Origin of the sequence: Methylobacter arcticus (assembly GCF_050917435.1) — a bacterium.
Taxonomy (GTDB): Bacteria; Pseudomonadota; Gammaproteobacteria; order Methylococcales; family Methylomonadaceae; genus Methylobacter_A; species Methylobacter_A titanis.
This window is the reverse complement of record NZ_CP159583.1, coordinates 1,442,094-1,457,053: the sequence shown is the minus strand read 5'-3', so window position 1 is coordinate 1,457,053 and position 14,960 is coordinate 1,442,094. Positions and strand designations below refer to the sequence as shown.

General features: G+C 39.5%; 13 protein-coding genes. 3 read left to right on the top strand and 10 right to left on the bottom strand.

Going from position 1 to position 14,960, the window contains the following annotated elements; all coding sequences use genetic code 11:
* Window positions 1-79 precede the first annotated feature (79 nt).
* The 3 genes from ABXJ76_RS07080 to ABXJ76_RS07070 all read left to right on the top strand — a co-directional run bounded on the left by ABXJ76_RS07080 (window position 80) and on the right by ABXJ76_RS07070 (window position 2,022).
* Window positions 80-370 (top strand): DUF5710 domain-containing protein, encoded by a 291-nt coding sequence (locus ABXJ76_RS07080; RefSeq protein ID WP_432745513.1) that lies wholly within the window; start codon window positions 80-82, stop codon window positions 368-370.
* 41 nt (window positions 371-411) lie between these two features.
* Window positions 412-744, top strand: a complete 333-nt coding sequence (locus tag ABXJ76_RS07075; RefSeq protein ID WP_432745511.1) for a DUF167 domain-containing protein — start codon at window positions 412-414, stop codon at window positions 742-744.
* Window positions 745-963: 219 nt separating this feature from the next.
* Complete coding sequence (locus ABXJ76_RS07070) at window positions 964-2,022, top strand: right-handed parallel beta-helix repeat-containing protein (RefSeq protein ID WP_432745509.1); 1,059 nt, start codon at window positions 964-966, stop codon at window positions 2,020-2,022.
* Between the two features lie 197 nt (window positions 2,023-2,219).
* Here the strand turns inward: ABXJ76_RS07070 and ABXJ76_RS07065 are convergent, their stop codons facing one another.
* The 10 genes from ABXJ76_RS07065 to ABXJ76_RS07020 form a co-directional block, all read right to left on the bottom strand.
* Window positions 2,220-3,275 carry an IS701 family transposase gene (locus ABXJ76_RS07065; RefSeq protein WP_432745507.1) on the bottom strand — a complete coding sequence of 352 codons (1,056 nt, stop codon included), beginning with the start codon at window positions 3,273-3,275 and terminating at the stop codon, window positions 2,220-2,222.
* Window positions 3,276-3,441: 166 nt separating this feature from the next.
* Complete coding sequence (locus ABXJ76_RS07060) at window positions 3,442-4,614, bottom strand: glycosyltransferase family 4 protein (RefSeq protein WP_432745505.1); 1,173 nt, start codon at window positions 4,612-4,614, stop codon at window positions 3,442-3,444.
* A gap of 246 nt (window positions 4,615-4,860) precedes the next feature.
* Window positions 4,861-6,006 carry a glycosyltransferase family 4 protein gene (locus ABXJ76_RS07055; protein WP_432745503.1) on the bottom strand — a complete coding sequence of 382 codons (1,146 nt, stop codon included), beginning with the start codon at window positions 6,004-6,006 and terminating at the stop codon, window positions 4,861-4,863.
* A 2-nt stretch (window positions 6,007-6,008) separates the two neighbouring features.
* The gene (locus ABXJ76_RS07050) at window positions 6,009-6,923 is read right to left on the bottom strand and encodes a hypothetical protein (protein ID WP_432745501.1); all 915 of its coding nucleotides are present in this window, start codon (window positions 6,921-6,923) and stop codon (window positions 6,009-6,011) included.
* 74 nt (window positions 6,924-6,997) lie between these two features.
* Window positions 6,998-8,113: a glycosyltransferase gene (locus ABXJ76_RS07045; protein ID WP_432745500.1), complete on the bottom strand. Its 1,116-nt coding sequence runs from the start codon at window positions 8,111-8,113 to the stop codon at window positions 6,998-7,000.
* Complete coding sequence (locus tag ABXJ76_RS07040) at window positions 8,106-9,602, bottom strand: asparagine synthase-related protein (RefSeq protein WP_432745498.1); 1,497 nt, start codon at window positions 9,600-9,602, stop codon at window positions 8,106-8,108. The genes ABXJ76_RS07045 and ABXJ76_RS07040 overlap by 8 nt, the downstream gene beginning before the upstream one ends.
* A gap of 443 nt (window positions 9,603-10,045) precedes the next feature.
* Window positions 10,046-10,657, bottom strand: coding sequence for an acyltransferase (locus ABXJ76_RS07035; protein WP_432745496.1), 612 nt, complete (start codon window positions 10,655-10,657; stop codon window positions 10,046-10,048).
* Window positions 10,658-10,667: 10 nt separating this feature from the next.
* Window positions 10,668-12,068, bottom strand: coding sequence for an oligosaccharide flippase family protein (locus ABXJ76_RS07030; RefSeq protein WP_432745494.1), 1,401 nt, complete (start codon window positions 12,066-12,068; stop codon window positions 10,668-10,670).
* Window positions 12,069-12,549: 481 nt separating this feature from the next.
* Complete coding sequence (locus ABXJ76_RS07025) at window positions 12,550-13,602, bottom strand: NAD-dependent epimerase (protein WP_432745492.1); 1,053 nt, start codon at window positions 13,600-13,602, stop codon at window positions 12,550-12,552.
* Window positions 13,603-13,610: 8 nt separating this feature from the next.
* Entirely contained in the window at window positions 13,611-14,939 is a 1,329-nt protein-coding gene (locus tag ABXJ76_RS07020; RefSeq protein ID WP_432745491.1) for a UDP-glucose dehydrogenase family protein, read from the bottom strand.
* Between the last annotated feature and the right edge of the window lie 21 nt (window positions 14,940-14,960).

Below are 14,960 nucleotides of genomic sequence, written 5' to 3'. Positions count from 1 at the left end.
TTATCTGATTCTGCCAAGTAGGCAATGACTTATAATGTCACAATTCACCCAATCAACTCCGAATCACTATTTTTACAAAATGGCAGACTCAAAAATTTATTTGAATGTACCTTTTGCTCAAAAGGATGAGGCAAAAGCGCTTGGTGCTAGGTGGGATACCGTACAAAAAAAATGGCATGCCCCAGCCGATAAGGACATTGCACTCTTTGCCAAGTGGCAAACCGAAGCCGGTGCTGTAACATCGCCAGGATCGAAGGCTTCAGCTTCCAAAATCAGTTCCTCATCCAAGAAGACCACCACCGGGGCCAAAACCCATACACAGGATAAAGACTTTGTTGCCTATAACGGCGATGTGCCGCCTTGGGATTAGTGAAACGCGGAAACGAGGGTAATCAAATACACGGAGACAAAATGACACACAAAAGATTGGCAATGAGTTCCTTTTGTACCTGGGACAATGACACCTTAGTGCTTAACATTCTTGGCAAACCTAGCGCAAAACAGGATGCCATGGGTAAAGCTAAAGGCAATCAACTCAAAATTAGTGTCACTGCCTCACCTGTGGCGGGTAGAGCAACCGATTATATGGTTCGATTCCTGGCAAAAGAATTTGGCGTGACTATCAATGATATTGAAGTTGTGTTTGGCCGATTTAATGTCAATAAACAAGTACGGATTACATCGCCCAAGAAGCTACCATCAGTGATCAGCAAACAGTTATCCCATGAAGTAAAAAACACCTAACACGGGTCTGGTAAACACTTGTGTAGTATAAAGATGAGTGCGTCGCGTGAGATAACGTTTCCGACTTACGCAGCACAGCTTAATGCTATAACCCTCCCCAACCCCATGAAGGATTAGATAGATGGTTGCGATTAAATACAAATTATGCGTTAAACCGCGTGGGCAAAAAAGCGTTGCCCTCCCTACCCGACTAATCAAAATCAGAGAAGACTAAAAAATATGAATGTTAATATGTTGATTTCCATAAGTTTTATTGTTTTATTTTTTGGCGTAATAGGAAATGCTAGTGGCAGTGACAACTGTACGGCAGCACCAACTTCATCCCTTGTCGTTAATGTTAAGGACAAAGGCGCGAAGAGTAATGGAATCACAGATGATACGGCAGCTATTCAAGCCGCGGTCAATCAGGTGGCGGGGACAGGTGGGACTGTTCTGGTGCCCGATGGTACTTACATGATTGATGCCATCACCGGCATTCAAATTAAAAGCGATATGACCTTCCGTATGTCAAGAGGCACCATACTTAAGGCACTGCCAAACAAGAAGGATCACTATAACATCATCAATATTACAGGTGCTTCCAACATCAATGTGATTGATGGAACGTTGATCGGCGAACGCGATGAACACTTAGGCACTACGGGTGAATGGGGGATGGGGATTATGTTGCGTAGTGCCGCTAACGTAGTAATCGAGGGAGTGACGGTCAAAAACAACTGGGGAGATGGCTTCTACATTAGTGGTGCTAGTAAGAATGTCAAATTCTGCTCCGTCATTGCAGATAGCAACCGCCGCCAAGGAATGTCTATCATCTCAGTAGATGGAATGGTCGTGAAGAATTCGATTTTCAAGAACACCGGTGGTGCTCCTCCTCAGGCGGGTATCGATTTTGAGCCAAACAAAGAAGACACTATCAGCAACGTGCAGATAGTGAACTCGCAGTCCATTGGCAACAAGGGTTTTGGAATAGAACTTGTTCAATGGGCTAAACATAGCTTAATTAAGCATGTAACGCTAGATGGCAACACCATTAGCAACAATCTTGCTGGTGGAATCAAGCTTCACAACAATACCTCTGGCCACAAGTTAATTAACAATCGGCTTAAAGATAACCAGAGTTACGGCATACTCCTGCAGAAAGGAGTGAAGGGAAACACCGTCATTGGGAATACCGTCACGGGTAAAAACGGCATTAAAGATGCCGATGGCGGAAATACAGTTTTTGACAACAACCTCGATAGAAACTTGAATACGAGTGAAAAAAACTTTAAACAATAACTTGGATTAATCAGTATCCTCAGCTAAGCGAAGACGGCGTCATACCAAGCAAAGATTGCCTATATCCAGGCTACATGGACTTGAGTTACACAAGATATCCTTGGCTGCTGGATTCCGGCAATTCCTGCCGGAACGACGAAATAGGACGTCACGTATTGGCTGTAGATTCTTAATCAGGAATGTTTTATTAACTGATGTTACGCAGCCAGTAATTTTTGCAACTCTTCATAAGCTATCTGGTTCGCTTTGATAAACAGCTTAGTTCTTAGCGCAAAATGATTGGCCTTGTGTTTTATCTTCAGACATTCCAGCTTGAACACCGCATAGATCGACATGAAGACAGGGTTGTTCTGGGTAGTGACCGTACGGGTTGGTGACTTTGCCAACCCCGCATTGGATTTTAATGACTTGTGGAACTCCTCAACTTTCCACCGTTTTTGGTAGATCGTGGCGGCTTGTTCGCCATTGCACGCTAAATCACTGCATACCAGATTCAATAGGCCGATGCTGCCGTCTTTGTTTGTAAAGACCCGACGGACGAAAAGCACCTCATGAGGAAAACCTTTCATCCAACCGCGCACCGCCTGCTGATCCGCCAATTCCAGCTGACTGATCCGTACAAAACGGCCTTCTTTCTTGTCGTCTTCTGTTAAAGCCACCAAGCGGTTATCCTTTAGGGCGCTGATGAAGTGCTTGTCTTTTTTCAGGATGAACGCAAAGTTTTCCTTGCTGGCAAACCAACTGTCTGTCAACACATAGCGGAACTTGATGGCATTCGCCACACTGGTCGCTATCATCTCCCGCATCAGCTCATTTTTGGTGAACTCACTGGCCCGCTTGACCTTGCGGGTCTTCACATCACTGAACTGGTAAGGCTTGCGCACCACTTCAAAGGCGACGGGAATTGAAACTTCCCCGCTATAGTATAGGGCGTTCAGCAAGTTGATACCTTTGACCGAACGCCCTTTGCAGTGATCAAAGTGCCAGCACATGATTTCGTTCTCATCCGTCCAGGCCTTCTCCTGAATGGTATCGTCAAATATCAAGCAACCATCTTCCCGTTCTATCTGGCGTACTGTCGCTTTAACTTGCCCCCACAGGTCTTTGGAGGTAAATGCTTTCGATGCCAGAAAACGCGTCATCTGGTCATGGCTTATATCCCCTTCCATCATTGCCGACAATCCGGTCGCCGTCGCAAACCCGTTATTGCAGATCAGGTAGTCTGTGTATAATTCTAGTTTTATTTTTTCCATCCCGAAATAATACGCTTTTTGAGGGGTGGGTGCGTAACATCAGTTATTAACTGATGTTACACACCGACTACAAATTATCAATAACTTATGGTCATTTTTTACTTTGTAAGTTATTGATTTTTGATTTGCCTGCGTAACATCAGTTATTAAGAAAAATCCTTTCCAGTCAAAGCTTCGGAACCAATTCACGATAAACTTCAACGGTTTTTTCAAATACCAACCGTTCGTCAAACTCGGCTAAAGCCTTTGACCTGCCGGCCTCGCCCATGCGGGAAGCGAGCGCGGGGTCTTCGAGAATCTTACACAAGGCCTCAGCAAGTGCATTACTGTCGCGTACTGGCACCAAAAAACCATTTACACCATTTTCCACAATATCGCGACAGCCTGGTGCATCGGTTGTCACGATAGGCAGACCTGCGGCAGCGGCTTCGATCAAACTACGAGGAACTCCCTCGCGATAAAAGCTTGGTAGAACCATAATGTCAATCGATTTCAGCAACTCAGCCATATCAACAACGTGACCGACTGGTTTAATAATTCCAGCTTGCTTCCATGTCTCAACTTGTTCCTGTTGAACAGAATTAGGGTTTCCCATGTCGGGTTCGCCAGCCAACAAAAAATCGACTGAATACCCAAGTGCCTTCAACTGCTGTGCCGCCTCAATATACTCGGCAATACCCTTTTCCCAAAGCAATCGCGCTGCCAAAAGAACTTTTTTTGAACCTTCTGATGCAGACGATTTTAAAGTCGGCGAAAACCGGTCGGTATTTACGCCGGAGCCCGGAATTAATCTAACATTGGCAGGATCAGCTATCGAAGCAGAAACAAATGCATTCAGATCATCGGGATTTTGTAGGATTAATCGACACTTTCTTCCTCCTAGTGCAATCTGTAAAAGAACTCGAACCATTGGTCGTAGCATAACGGCCAAAGCACTTGAACTCGCAAACACAAAACCCATCCCTGCTACAGCGCCAACAATACCTTTAATGCCAACCAAACGTGCAGCCAGCCCACCATACACAACGCACTTGATTGTAAAGTGATGCACAATATCCGGCTTTTCGGTTTGATAAATCCGGATAAGTTTCCATAACAACCAAGCCTCGCGCAATGGGTTAAGACTGCGGCGTGCCATGGGTACAGGTATCCAGCGAAATCCTTCCTCCTCCAGTTTTTTACCGTAAGGACCGGGGGGCGATATCATCACCACTTCTACCCCGCGCTTACGCAGATGTTTGGCAAGTGCCAGTCGAAAATTGAACAGATACCATTCAGTATTTGCGAAAAAAAGAACTTTCATCGGGCGAGTAACCATATTTTTGTAGTCTCCGGACACACATTAATCATCAAAAAATCAATCATAATGTCCTCGGCATGATGATATATCAATTTCTTTCAAGGACTCATGACATGAGTGTATAGGGCTGTCGATCTTTCTGATTCATCCGGCCGGTGAAGCGATAACGGGTTTCCGGCAAGCCATATATTGAATCAGCTTATAAATACTTCAATCACCACGCGCATTCAACTTATTCGCTAAATGAACACCAATAAAACTAGCCATGCCTGTAATTAAAAACTTTCATAAACTACCTTTTTCTTTACTATAACCGGACCATATTGCATGATAATTTGCAATCATAATTTCAATGCTAAAATTCGCTTCAACACGCTTACGAACTTGTGCTTTACGATCGGCCCATTTTTCTGGGTTATTTTGCTTTTCATCTAATGCAGTAATAATCGTATCCGCTAAGGCTTGCGGATTTTTTGGCGGAACCACCCAGCCCGTTTTTCCTACAATTAACGCTGTATCCCCTACATCAGTAGTCACACAAGGTGTACCACAAGCCATTGCCTCGCAAAGCACATTGGGAAACGCTTCACTAAAGCTCGATAAAACATGAATATCCAACGCATTCATGATTGCCGGAATGTCAGAACGCTGGTCAAGTAACAACACCTCCTCATTCAAACCATTTTCCACTAGCCAATCATGTAAAGTGGAATTTTGACGATTTAATTCGGCACCAATCAAAAGACATTTAAACGAAACACCTTTTTGTTTAATTAAGCTAAGCGCACTCACTAAATTATGGTGGTCTTTTAAAGGATCAAACCGCCCCACTAAACCCAACAAAGGTATATTGACATCTAGGTTAAACTCCTCCCTAACCTTATCGCCAAGCGAACTATTGATAAAGAACAGGGACAAATCATAGCCATTATTTGCAACAACAAGTTTATTCGAGGCATAACCCAGAGTCCTGTGAACCTCCAAAGATTTTTGCGCGCAAAAAACAATTTTTTTGGGCACAAACCCACTTAACTTAGCGCATAACTTAGCTGCCAAAATAGTTGTGCCTTTGGATTGCTTCGGATCTAGTATGGTGTGGTGAATACCCCAATTTATATTTCTAATCCCCGCCAATCTTGCCATTACACCACCGATCAAATCCGCATGATACATCCAGGTTTGTACCGCATCAGGTTTTAAAGAACGCAAAAGACGAAACAATTTCACCAAGCCTTGTAATGTCACGCGACCAGATGCCATATTTAAACAATGCACCTCAATCCCCGCTTCACGCAACAAAGATCCATACTTACCCTCATCCATCAGCGAAATAACGATGTGAGTGTAAGCCTTATCATGCATACATAAACGATACAGAACCGATTCAGCCCCGCCGTTGGTGAGGCCTGAGATAATGTGTAGGATGATCATTATTATATTAACTCCTGCAATTCAAACCAAAAAAACCATTGCACAAGCGTAAACGACATATAAGCAAGGACTATAGTATAAAAATACATAGGTTTCCTAATCATAAAAAAAATGGGTATGATAAAAACAAATCCTAAAGCAATAAATCTGGAAGAATATAAAGAAAATATGGTGTTAAATACCGCTATTGAAAGTAATAACATACCTAAAAATATATAACTTTCAACACACTTTATCTTCAACAAAACAAATGCAAAGAGCAAAAAAACCCAAAAGATCATATATTTCAGACTAGAAGACATATCAGAATATTCTGCTCGCCTATCTCCTAAATAACTTAAAACATAATGCCAACCTACAAACATAAACAAAGAGAATAAAAGTCCAAGTACAACAGGAAAGTATTGACCTTGTAGCATATTTAAACTAAATCGTTTTAGTAACAAATACAAAAAATAAAACGAAATTAAAACAATCCCAATAGTATGAATAATCGGAACTACTGACAAGAAAAACAAGGAAATAGTTTTTTTATTTGATTCATAAAGCATCAAAAAAACTAAAAATATTGACAAACAAAATGCAGATCTAATCTGCGACATCGAAAAATCCACAAAAATTGGATTTATAAATAACAAAGAAATAATGAACAATATGAATACATTGAATTTATTAATTCTAGTAACGACAAAAAATAAATTCACAAATACTATAAAAAAAGAAATAGATTTTAAAAACCACTCATGATTAAAATTTAAATTTGAAAAAAATAGTAATAAATAGGCCCATCCTAATTCATTAGTAACCCACGAAGTTAACGTAATATTATCAAAAACATAAAGCTCTCTGCCTTCTGAAAAAGCTAGCATTCTTTTTAAATAAACGGACTTATCTATGAAATAACCCAATGGAAACATGGATTCCCAGGGAATTAAAATAAAACAAAAAGAATACAAGAATGCGTAACATAAAATTAATTTTCTGGGCAGTCTCATACCGTCGGCAAGCCTATTGAGCGTATATACTGATCAAGAATATGATCTATGGAGTAGCTATTTGACGTGGCTGAAACTATTTCAGTACTAAAAGATTTTGTTAAAACAGAGTGCAAGGACAAAACCAAATGAGTATGATCTTGATAATTCACCAAAAACCCATTCAGACCCTGTTGAATAATTTCACTTGGACCACTTGGACAATCAAACGCGACAACTGGCGTACCGAGTGTAATCGATTCCACCAATACATTCGGAAAACCCTCATAAAGTGAAGTTAAAACCGTAGCACGGGCTTTTAAATAATAAGGAATCATATCCTTCTTAAAGCCTTCAAAATCAACACGCTCGATAATACCCAAGCGTTTTACCAAGGTTTTTAGATCGGCTTCCAAACTTCCTGTGCCGACAATCTTTAAACGCAAGCTTGGATAGGTAACCGCAATCTCTGCAAATGCCTCAATAGCATAATGAAACGCTTTTTGCGGCTCTAAGCGGCCAACACACAATAGATAATCTTCTTTTTGTACAGAACTGGAATTAATCTGCTTCGCCGTATCGGCTACCATCTGGTTAACCGGGTTATAAATCACGCTCGACCTATCCGCCAAACTTGGATAAAGCATAATCAAATCCTCACGCATGCCTTCGCACTGGTTAATCACATGATCTACCTTGCAATACAGCTCATCAACAAGACGATTAACTACCTGCTTATGCCAAAATCCTTTTGACAAGCGGCGGTTATACGATAACGTATTAACATTGCGTGCAATGATTTTAAACTTCTGCCGCGTTAACGCGCGAGCCGCCACTAACAACACCGCTAATTCATAATTAAACACTAGCACTTTTTCAGGTTGGTACTCTTTTAAAAACCGACACAAACCACTAAACGCATAACGCGCATGATTCATACCCAACACAAGCAACTCAACTTTATCACTCAGCCGATCATGGTAAACCGAGTTATTCATGTGCAACACTACCAGCGTCACCGCCCAACCACACTCCGCCAAAGCATTGGCCAAATTAACACAAACGCCCTCAGCCCCACCACCGCCCAATGTACTTATTAGAAATGTGATTTTTTTATTGTTTATATCAGTCATTAATAAACCTATTACGATTAAACCATGAAGAAATCAAATACTTTCGATAGATTAATCGACCAGAGAACTCCGCGTATTTATGCTTGTTTTGCATAGTGGATTTTAATCTATTTAATACCTTCTCCATGCCTGGTTGATGCCAAAGGCTGCATTGGTGGATTTCTTGAGTAATCCAATCCCAGTTTTGTAGGACAATGCTGCGCGAGTCGTAGCTGAAGCCCATTTTGCCAAGTTTGTCGGAATCTAGCCCGATGCGATCTTTTAGTAGCGTGCGCAGGATGAGTTTGTTTTTAAACTGTTTACGGTCAAATAAATAGGCTTCTGGCATTTTAGCAAAGTATGTAGCGACATTTTGATTTGCAAACGGCAAAACTAAATTTGAATTGATTGAATCTGCAAAGGTCCTTACTTTTCTAATGTGCAGTTCCGCAGCAGTAATTGTTGTAAGAATATCTGTTTTAAAATCGAAGCTATCCCAATTTTGTCTTAATTTTGATTCCGCCTGCCAATACCCATAAACCGAAATGCTTTCCGGGAAAATGTTTTTGCTATCCGCATAACTTAAACCCGCCATACCGCACCACTCAGCTGGGGTACGTAACAATGGCGTTAATAGGCTTTCCGAGGCCGCCATTCCACGTATAAATGCAAACTTAGATGTCAATTTAGAAAGTGGTAAAACCTTTTGTTCGTGCCTACTAGGGGGTGTCATCATATAACTGTCATTGCCGCCTCCATCAATAATATTCGCCCCCTTTAGCTCTGGTATTTGGTGCGCATAGAGCGGGTAGGCTAGCATGACATTATCGGTACTAGGAAAAGGCACGCTGCTAAAATAGTCTTCGATTACGCGCTTGTGTTGATCTTTAAGCTGATCGACTTCATGCAAAATTTGATGTTTAAAGCCGAGTTGTTTTGCGATGGATTTTGAAATCTCACTTTCGTCCGCCTGTCCTTTGGATTTATGGGTAATCAGCGTCACCTTATTTTGCCAACCGGCTTCGGCCATCGCGAGCGCAATGCTATTACTGTCTTTACCAGCGCTATGGAATAAAAAGGTTGGTTTTGATTCATCGATGCGAGAAATGGTCGCTTCGGCCAATATTTGCAAAATCAGTTCTTCATCGGGTTGCATGTCTTCAGACGCAAGACGATGGGCATTGAAAAAAGGGAACTCATGTTTAAAATGGAGTTGGATTTGGTTTTGTTGCGTACCCACCTCAACGCTATCGCCAATACCGACAATAAACACATTTTCATAAACGGTTTTAGGCGGTGGCACTACCCCGCTTTGCAATAAAAACGACATCCCCTCAGCAGACACCACCAAATGTTTTTTAACCCGCGCATCGCTTAACAGTTCGATAATCGAAATCGAGTAAATCAGGCTTTTCTTATCCGACGCCAAATACAAATACAGCGGAAACTCCCCCGCCAAATCAGAAGTTAAGGTAATTGGAGTATCGTTTAAAATGTATTGATTAATCACTTTCAGTCCTTAATGTTAATTGTCTGCGCAACCTAAAATGTCTAGACAAAATATAAAACTTACTGATCCCATTGCCTTCTTGCTCCAGATGAAGGCGCTATAACGCCCCATATCCCTCTAAGGATAATGATTAACGCCACCACCATGAATGTTAGAAATCTATAGAGTGAGATATTTTGGCAGTTTTGTCTTGGCCGATTAGCATTAGGTAATTGGTTAAATGCATAAAAAATCAGCTCTTCCCGATTTCTTGGGGTAGCCACTATATGTAGATTTCATGCATTCACCATAAACGACATTGAGATTAGTTCACTCTCATCGATCCGTATCTAAATATCTATATGCAGCCGGATTTCACGAAATCGGGAAGAGCCTATATGTTTTAAAAAGTTACTGACATTCATTAAATAGATATTCCGACATATTTAATAAAATATTAATGCTTAATCATTTATTATGCTGCATTTTTTAATAATAATCGCAGGGTTGCCACCGGCGATGACCATAGGAGGTATATCTTCTTTCACAACACTATTTGCAGAAATAACCGAGCCCATACCAATTCTTACTCCTGGTAAAACAAAAGTATTTGCTCCTATCCATACATTATCTTCTATTGTTATTTCTTTCGCGCTTCCTTTCGTATTTATTCTATTTTGAACATTTGGAAAAGAGAGATCATGTCCATTCCCATCAATGATTTGGCAATTAGCCGCAATCAGGCAATTTCGACCAATGCTTATGGACTTATAAGCATGGATACAAGTACCATGGATTCGAGTATTTTGACCTATCTTTATCATCGCGCCATCTCTATCAGCCATTAGTTTAACTGGAGAATGCATATTAATATGATAGCCGTCATTACTGGAATTTAGTGTTACATTATTTTCAATGTATAAGGAGGCATTAGATTTTATATCAATAATTGGAATGGAAATTAAATTTATTTTTCCTTCTATTTTAATATTATTTTTAGCTCTTATAGCTTTAATAAAAAATTTTCTTTGTAAATAAAAAAATAATTTTTTTGGGAAACTCAATATATTTTTCACAGCTGTATCTCTAAGTAGTTATTTTCTTTAATTTATGCTTTATGAAAAAAATAGAAAAACCATTGGTCAAAACACTAACAATCATAAATAAACCGATGGATATGTAATATGACTTAAATAAGTAATATCCTATATAAATAGCTAAAAACCTTAATATAAGGGAAATTACTTCCAACCTCATTTGTATTTTTTGAAGATTAAGAATGCTATAAGAAACAATTGATGGGTAATTTATGAAGCCACAAGCAAACCAGAATATTAAAATTTGCGCAAAAACCCCGGATTCATTCCATCGACTACCAAATACAAAACCAAATAAATATTCGCCAAAAAATAAAACAATCAAAAGAGGGAAAATAAATATCTTTAAAAGCCCCAATGTAGTTTTTATATATAAATTATAAAAATTCTCGTCATTAGCATGAAGTTTTGATGCTTTCTGATAATAAACTTCCCTGGTAGATGCGCCTATCAGACCAATTGGCGCTTGTAACACCCTTACAGTCAAGGCATAGAGCCCTGCTATTTCCACTGAATAAAGCGATGAAAGCAAAAGAATAGGTATGTTCTGAGAAATAGCATTTAAAAAAACTGTAATGCTTTGATATTTAGGAAAGTGACTATAACGTTTAGCATTTACTATTAATCGTCTACGAGATACTGAAAAAAACTGAAGTGTTTGTCTTTTAAAATGATGTCTTATCAATGATAGAAGAGAAATAAGATCTGCCAACAATTTCCCTATAATCAAACCGTCAAATTTTAATCCCTCTTGTAATCCCTCTTGAATAAAAGCATCAAATTTTAATCTCTCTTGAATAAAAGGATATAGCTTTAATTTCTCTTGAATAAAAGTATCTAGTTTTAATTTCTCTATAATTGAAGACTGGTATTGTATAAAATACTTACTCCCAATTTGTACACTAATTACTGAAAATGCGTTGACCACACGAACCACAGATAACTGCTTGTAAAATTGATATCTACTTGAATAGGCATTGAATATTTGCAGAAAACCGGTTAAAAATACCCCGACAGGTATTAACCAAATAACATGACCTAGGTTATTAAAATAACTGATAATTAAATCATCGAATAAAAATATGGATAAACCAACAAGAACAACCATTCCCAATGTGATAAAAATTGACAACAATACCAAAGCTAGAGCATTTCTATCTGATCTGGGTAGCATAATAGCTTGATCATATTTTAAGCTTGAAACCATGCCAAGAACATTTGATACTGAGAAAAACAACGAATAAACACCAAATTCTGCTGGAGAATATAGTCTTGTCAAAATAGGCACAAAGGCCAACATGACTAATTGCGCAACTAAAGTACCGGACATTAGCGTAAAAATCTGCATAACATAAGTGTTACTGCGCAAGGCGTTATATTTTTTTCGCAAAATTTCTCCCTTAATTATTAAATCTAGAACTTTTTGTGGATCAAAACTGATTTTACTGTATTACTGTTTTAACAAGTAGCAACTAATGTGTATGAATTATGCTGAATTTTGATGTTCAGACAGTTTAATTAAAACCTAGTTGTTTTAATAAGAATTTCCATGTCAAATATAGATTCGATATTAACAACGCGCTATCATCCAATAATATCTTTATATATATTATTTCAGCGCTTCATCAATTCCAGCGCCAATAGGTAGGGTATGACTAGGGCAATAATCCAACAGTTTTTAGTAGCTAGGTAGGGCCTAATGGTATACATCTTACAAGTTATTAGGGTTTAACATCTTAATTTAAAGCGTTTACACATCAAACGTGAATTTAACATTAACAGCATCCTAGTAACCAATAACTTCCTTGTTTCCGCACAGGAGCGTGGGAACAAAGAGTACTTTTTCACAATCGGCGGTCGGCCTATCTCCCCTACAATTTATAGTATTCCTTAAACCACTCCACGGTTTCTTTAATGCCTTCGAGAAGATTTTTAGATGGTTTATAGCCCATATCGCTCTCTAATGCCGTAGTATCGGCATTGGTCTGATAGACATCTCCCGGTTGCATCGGCAAATAGTTTTTTACCGCTTCTTTTCCACAAGCTAATTCTATTGCCTGGATAAAATCCATTAATTTAATAGGAAATGAATTGCCAATATTATAAATACGATAAGGCGCTAATGAACAACTTGGGTCAGGGTTTTCAGCATCCCATTCCATAAAAGGTAATGCCACTTTGTCTATACAGCGAATAACGCCTTCTATAATGTCATCAATATAGGTAAAGTCGCGCAACATATCCCCATTATTAAATACATTGATAGGCCTATCATTTAATATAGCATCCGCAAAAAGAAACGGTGACATATCAGGCCGACCCCAGGGGCCATATACTGTAAAAAACCGTAAGCCGGTGGTTGGTAGGTTATAGAGTTGGCTGTAGGAATGGGCCATTAACTCATTACTTTTTTTGGTGGCTGCATAAAGGCTTACTGGGTGAGCTATTCCATCTTTTTCGGAAAATGGAACCTTACCGTTTAAACCATAAACACTACTTGAACTGGCATAGACCAAATGCTTGACGTTGTTCCAACGGCAAGCTTCTAAAATATTTAAAAAGCCATCTATATTGCTTTGAATATAGGCATATGGATTTTCAATTGAATAACGTACCCCGGCTTGTGCGGCTAAATGACAGACCCTATCAAACTTTTCATTAGCAAAAAGCATTTGCATAGCTTGCTTATCTTCCAAATTCATTCGAATAAAGCGGTAATTGGGATATTTATCACTTTGCACAAACTTATACCAGGAAAGTTGGTCTTCTTTAATGCCGACTTTTTCAAGGCGACCCTGTTTAAGATTGACATCGTAATAGTCGTTTATGTTGTCAAGGCCTACGACCTCATCACCTCTTTCCAGTAAACATTGAACAACATATGAACCGATAAAGCCTGCTGTGCCGGTAACTAGTATTTTCATAATATATTTTATGCCGTAACGCCAATTTGAATATATTCAAAGCCCATGGCTTCCATTCGCTGTTGTTTAAACTGATTGCGCCCATCAAAAAATAAGGGAGTTTTGAGTAATTTTTTTATTTCATCAAAATCAGGACTTCTAAATTCTTGCCATTCTGTTATTAATAACATGGCATCTGCATTTTTAAGGGCTTCGTATTTGCTATCGACATAACTGACATTTTTATTACCCTTAAGATAAAAGCTTTCCGCTTCGTGTCGTGCTTTAGGGTCGTAAGCCACTACTTTTGCACCCTGCGTGGTCAGCATATTAATAATAATAATTGCGGCGGCGGCGCGCATATCATCAGTTTCGGGTTTAAATGCGAGTCCCCAGACGGCAAAGGTTTTGCCGGTTAAATCTTTTCCCAAGCGATTGATGACTTTATGGGCAAGCACGGATTTTTGATCCGTATTAACGGCTTCTACCGCTGCTAATAACCGGGGGTTATAACCCTTATTTTTTGCTGTTTTAACTAGCGCTTGTACGTCTTTTGGAAAGCAACTGCCGCCATATCCACAGCCTGGATAAATAAAGCTGTAACCTATTCGATTGTCAGAGCCAATACCATGCCTAACCTGATTAACATCAGCGCCTACTTGTTCACAAATATTGGCTATTTCATTCATAAATGAAATTTTGGTAGCTAGCATTGCATTGGCGGCATACTTTGTCATTTCAGCGCTTTTAATATCCATGCCGATAAACCGATCATTTTTAGTCATGAAAGGGGTATAGAGTTCGCGCATGGTGTCCATAGCATTGGCGTTATCAGCACCAACGACAACACGATTTGGTTTCATGAAGTCTTCTATGGCTGCGCCTTCTTTTAGAAACTCTGGATTTGATACAACATCAAAAGTGAGGTTGCAACCGCGTTGATTTAATTCGGTTTGAATGGTTTCGCGCACTTTTTCAGCGGTACCCACAGGAACAGTCGACTTATCAACGACGACAACGTGGCTTTGCAGATGTTGGCCAATGTTTTTTGCAACCGCCAAAATATATTGCAGATCGGCACTGCCGTCCTCACCCATGGGCGTGCCGACGGCAATAAATATTATTTTTGATTCCGTAATGGCTTTTTGGCTATCTGTGGTGAAATGTAAAGTTTTTTGTTTAAAATTTTCCTGGATCATTTCGTCTAGTCCAGGTTCGTAAATGGGCACAATGCCTTGCTTAAGATTGGCTATTTTGCTTTCGTCAATATCGACACAGGTGACGTCATTACCCATTTGGGCAAAACAGGCGCCACTTACCAGGCCAACATACCCACTACCGATTACACTGATTTTCATTTATTGATTTCCCGTTAGCTT

What these genes read in the sequence shown, in the direction of transcription:
- ABXJ76_RS07025 (WP_432745492.1), bottom strand. Translation starts at nt 13,602, where the DNA reads ATGAAAATACTAGTTACCGGCACAGCAGGCTTTATCGGTTCATATGTT.
- ABXJ76_RS07070 (WP_432745509.1), top strand. Translation starts at nt 964, where the DNA reads ATGAATGTTAATATGTTGATTTCCATAAGTTTTATTGTTTTATTTTTT.
- ABXJ76_RS07050 (WP_432745501.1), bottom strand. Translation starts at nt 6,923, where the DNA reads ATGTTTCCATTGGGTTATTTCATAGATAAGTCCGTTTATTTAAAAAGA.
- ABXJ76_RS07075 (WP_432745511.1), top strand. Translation starts at nt 412, where the DNA reads ATGACACACAAAAGATTGGCAATGAGTTCCTTTTGTACCTGGGACAAT.
- ABXJ76_RS07080 (WP_432745513.1), top strand. Translation starts at nt 80, where the DNA reads ATGGCAGACTCAAAAATTTATTTGAATGTACCTTTTGCTCAAAAGGAT.
- ABXJ76_RS07020 (WP_432745491.1), bottom strand. Translation starts at nt 14,939, where the DNA reads ATGAAAATCAGTGTAATCGGTAGTGGGTATGTTGGCCTGGTAAGTGGC.
- ABXJ76_RS07055 (WP_432745503.1), bottom strand. Translation starts at nt 6,006, where the DNA reads ATGATCATCCTACACATTATCTCAGGCCTCACCAACGGCGGGGCTGAA.
- ABXJ76_RS07065 (WP_432745507.1), bottom strand. Translation starts at nt 3,275, where the DNA reads ATGGAAAAAATAAAACTAGAATTATACACAGACTACCTGATCTGCAAT.
- ABXJ76_RS07045 (WP_432745500.1), bottom strand. Translation starts at nt 8,113, where the DNA reads ATGACTGATATAAACAATAAAAAAATCACATTTCTAATAAGTACATTG.